This is a genomic window from Rothia sp. HMSC062H08, assembly GCF_001810775.1.
In the GTDB taxonomy this organism is placed as follows: domain Bacteria; phylum Actinomycetota; class Actinomycetes; order Actinomycetales; family Micrococcaceae; genus Rothia.
Genome location: NZ_KV802662.1, coordinates 1 through 3,740, shown reverse-complemented (window position 1 = coordinate 3,740; position 3,740 = coordinate 1). Strand labels below are relative to the sequence as shown.

Below are 3,740 nucleotides of genomic sequence, written 5' to 3'. Positions count from 1 at the left end.
GCGGGTGTCGAAGTAGGCGAATCCCTGGTTGGTGTCGGTTTCGACGATGGAGAAGGTCAGGGATGCGACGAACACCGTGTTGAAGATGAATACCGCGGTGGTGAAGAGGTTCCCGCGGAATCGGTGCACGACGTAGGCTACTGCGGCGAAGAGCAGGGGCCAGATGATGAAGATCTGTCCCTGGATGGAGAGCGACCAGAAGTGCTGGAAGGGTGACTTCACGGAGGCGTTTTGGGCGTAGTAGTCTACGGAGCTGAACGCGAGGTTCCAGTTCTGGAAGTAGAACAGGGAGCTCCTTGCGTCGGTTACGGTTTGCGACCAGCGACTGGGCGCGAGCACGAAGAAGGACGCAATGGTGGTACCCGCGATAACCACGGTGGCTACGGGTAGCAGTCGCTGGAAGACGTGCATCCAGTAGCTGAAGAGATTGAGGGGTTTGCCTTCGTTGATCTTGCGCATGAAGGAGAGCGAGAGCAGGAAGGCGGAGATGAAGAGGAAGACGTCCACGCCGCCGGAGACTTTGCCGACCCAGACGTGGTAGAGCACCACGAGGAGCACGGCGAAGGCTCGCAGGCCCTGGATTTCGGGGCGGAATCCTCGCGATTCGATGAATTCTTCGAGGGGGTAGTCGTTGGTTTCGCGTGCTTTGACGGTGCGCAGCGCCGCGGTACGGGTGCCCTGCGAGGCGGGGGCCTGCGGGGTTCCGGAGGTTTCAGACATACTTGGTTCCTCAGGGCGGGTAGACGATGTGTTGGTGCGGGTCCCTTAGACACTCGAGGACACTCGCTACAATAAAATCCTGATCCGCACCTCTGCTATGAGGCTGGTGCGAACCAGGATTTTTCTGAGCCCCCTACCGGATTCGAACCGGTGACCCTCTGTTTACAAGACAGATGCTCTGGCCAACTGAGCTAAGGAGGCAACCTGTCCAGTGTACCCTATTCTCTTGGTTGAGTCTGCTTAGTTGTTCTTTTAGGGTTTGGTTGAGAATACTTCTAAATTATGGGGTGATGGTATGTTCGTTTCCTTCGTTTTACCCCTTATGAGCACCGCTTCTGTACGCTGCTCACCCACCCCTCGTACTTATCACCGTGTATGGAAAAACCCGGTAGCCTCACGCCGAGGTTACCGGGTTTTCGTATCGAAGCGGTTACTTCTTCTTAGCTTCGATCTTTTCCTTCAGGAAGGTGCTGAAGTCGTTGCTGGTGTACTGGTCACCATCAACGAAGACGGTGGGGGTACCCTTAATACCGTTCTTTGCGGATTCAGCGTTGACCACGTCCACGAAGGGGCGCCACTTGCCATCGTTCATATCGGAGCCGATGGACGCACCGTGCTTAGAAGCGATGTCGGCGATCTGCTGGTTGTTCATGTCGCCGCGGCCCTGGTGAGTAAAGATCTCACGCTGGTAGTTCAGGAAGTCGCTGGTGCTGACCTGGTTGGCCACGGAATATGCTGCTGCCGCGTTACGTGCGGAGTATGCGGTGGGCGAGGAACGGTCCAGGAAGGTCAGGTTACGGATTTCCAGGGTGATGGTGCCGTCTTCGACGAGCTTCTGGATTTCCTCACCGTACTTCTTCTCAAACTCTGCACAGTGCACGCAGTTGTAGTCCTGGAAGATGGTCACGCGTACGGGCTGGCCGTTCTTGGATGCCTCTTCAGCGGTCTGCACGCCCGGGGGCATGGTGTTGACTGCTGCTGCGGTTCCGTTGACCATGGGGGTCACGGAGGAGGTCGAGGTTGCGAGCTGCTTGAAGTCGCGGTTCTCCTGGGTGGAGGAGTTCTGGACGATGCCGTCCTTGGTCAGCACAATGCCACCGTATTCGTTGGCGCTGGAGGGCACCGGGCCGCTTTCTGCTACCTTGGTGTTCTTGTTGCCGTTGACTACGACGAAGCCGATGATACCTACGATGATGAGGACCACGGCGAGTACGCCGAACTGGAGCCAGCGGCGGCTTGCCTGGCTGGGGCTCTTCTTGGCCTGCTGGGCCGCAATCTGGCGGGCTTTTTCGCGGGCGTCGGTCGACATGCCTGCTCCTTTGGTTGGGAATATGGGTGGCGGTTCGTCCACTTCTTCTAGCCTACTCCTTATGGAGTACGCACCCATCAGGGCAGAGGTTCAGAGTGCCAGTGCTCGTCTGAGCTCGGCGCCTTCTGATCTCTGCCGGGCGTTCTAAAGCTCAGCTTCCTGCTACGTATAGCAACTGAAAGGTATGTCGAGCAGTTCCTATCATGTGGATAGGTTCTGTCTTTTCTCTAGTGTGGATGTACCGCGCTACCCGTCTAGCCTACCGAATGGGTGCCTTATCGGCTAGTTAATACTCTGACTGAGATACTGTGATGTCTATTCTCACGCTCTCAGCTTATTTTCCTCGTAAACTTTCGTAGCTCTGGGAGGTTCCTCCCCTGCCACAAGCTACGCCGAGGCACCCACCCGGTTCAGCTCACCAGCCGTTAGGGAATGTTGTAGACTTCCACTCCCCCAATGAAGGGGCGGGTGTTGTAGTTACCATTCCACTTCACGCTCAGGCCGTGCTTCTCCAGTACGGGAATAACCGTCTCTCGCAGCAACTGTGCGGAGAGCTTCTCGTGAAGGGCCCTAATCTCTTCCTTCTGCGCATCGCTCAGGGTATTCCATTTTTCTTCGTCCCTGGGGTAAGCGAGGAAGGAACCGAAACCGATGTAGGTTCCGCCGCTCTCAGCGAGGCTTTCAGTGTCCTGCTCATGGAAGTAGATGTATCCCTTCCATTCACGGCTATCATCCATTTCGTCCCAGATTTCTGCGGATGCGCAGGTACCGCAACAGGTGAAGTTCTGTCGTGCAATGACTCCTTCTTCTTCCAGCGCTGCGAAGGCACGGTTGAGGTTGGAGTTCTTCTGCATTTCGGGGGTAATGCCCAGCTCAGCAGCAAAGGCACGACGACGCTTGATGAGCTCTTCCACGTAGTCCTCTACGCGCTTCTCCCAGAGCTTGCTGTCTTCGTTCTCCCCATCGTATTCCAGACCGAGTACGTCCATCACATAATCGGTAATGGTTTCTACGTACTGCTCAGTATCAGATTCACCCATGAACAGCAGGGGCCAGATGGGCCAGAGCAACTCGGCTTCGTCTTCTTCATCCAGCCCCCATTCTTTGGGGAAGGGCGGGTCGAGGCGTTCTTCGCTCCAGCGTTCGTAGATGCTCTTCTCATCAGCCATGATGATGCTCCTTTGCGTGTTCTCTATTCGCTCGGGTAGAGATGTGGATTGCTCTTGTTGTTAAGGTACCAAGAGTTTCTCCACCGTGCCCTCTGCTTCGTCATTCAGGCGGATCTGTGAACTCCCCATCTCGTCGCCCCTGCATCAAGGCTGGCAGGCTGTCTAGGTTGCGTCCCCTGTTCCTCTGCTTCTCAGCTGAGTCTCTAAACCTCTGCATCTCTGATGAGTTAGGTTTCTTTCGTCCAGGAGTTTTCATTCTAAGAGTTTTTGGGTACACAAAAAGAGGGGAAGACCTATAAGGTCTTCCCCTCTTGAATAAAAAACCCGCGGCGACCTACTCTCCCACACCCACAAAAGTGCAGTACCATCGGCGCGAAGAGTCTTAGCTTCTGGGTTCGGAATGGAACCAGGCGTTTCCCTCTTGCTATAACCACGGAAAATCTAGCGAATAACTTCGTTATTCAAAATTTCCGAATAAAAAGCCTCAACTTCCCGAAGGAAGCCCAGGGTTATTATCCAAAAACCATACAGTGAACGCAAAC

At 55.1% G+C, this 3,740-nt stretch carries 3 protein-coding genes, 1 tRNA gene and 1 rRNA gene; all 5 read right to left on the bottom strand.

The genetic code is table 11. The annotated features are described in order from the left end of the window. Positions 1 to 720, bottom strand: a 720-nt coding sequence (locus HMPREF2765_RS02610) for an acyltransferase family protein (RefSeq protein WP_141749075.1), incomplete at its 3' end; no start/stop codon positions are given. A gap of 127 nt (positions 721 to 847) precedes the next feature. Continuing rightward, positions 848 to 921: transfer RNA gene (locus HMPREF2765_RS02605), tRNA-Thr, on the bottom strand. Positions 922 to 1,150: 229 nt separating this feature from the next. Further along, positions 1,151 to 2,029, bottom strand: a complete 879-nt coding sequence (locus HMPREF2765_RS02600; protein WP_070604201.1) for a DsbA family protein — start codon at positions 2,027 to 2,029, stop codon at positions 1,151 to 1,153. A gap of 425 nt (positions 2,030 to 2,454) precedes the next feature. Beyond that, entirely contained in the window at positions 2,455 to 3,198 is a 744-nt protein-coding gene (locus HMPREF2765_RS02595) for a DUF6891 domain-containing protein (protein ID WP_012904151.1), read from the bottom strand. A 321-nt stretch (positions 3,199 to 3,519) separates the two neighbouring features. After that, positions 3,520 to 3,636 (bottom strand): 5S ribosomal RNA (gene rrf, locus HMPREF2765_RS02590). Positions 3,637 to 3,740: the final 104 nt, after the last annotated feature.

Excerpts from the sequence above, each read along its gene's own strand:
- HMPREF2765_RS02600 (WP_070604201.1), bottom strand. The coding sequence starts at position 2,029 with ATGTCGACCGACGCCCGCGAAAAAGCCCGCCAGATTGCGGCCCAGCAG.
- HMPREF2765_RS02595 (WP_012904151.1), bottom strand. The coding sequence starts at position 3,198 with ATGGCTGATGAGAAGAGCATCTACGAACGCTGGAGCGAAGAACGCCTC.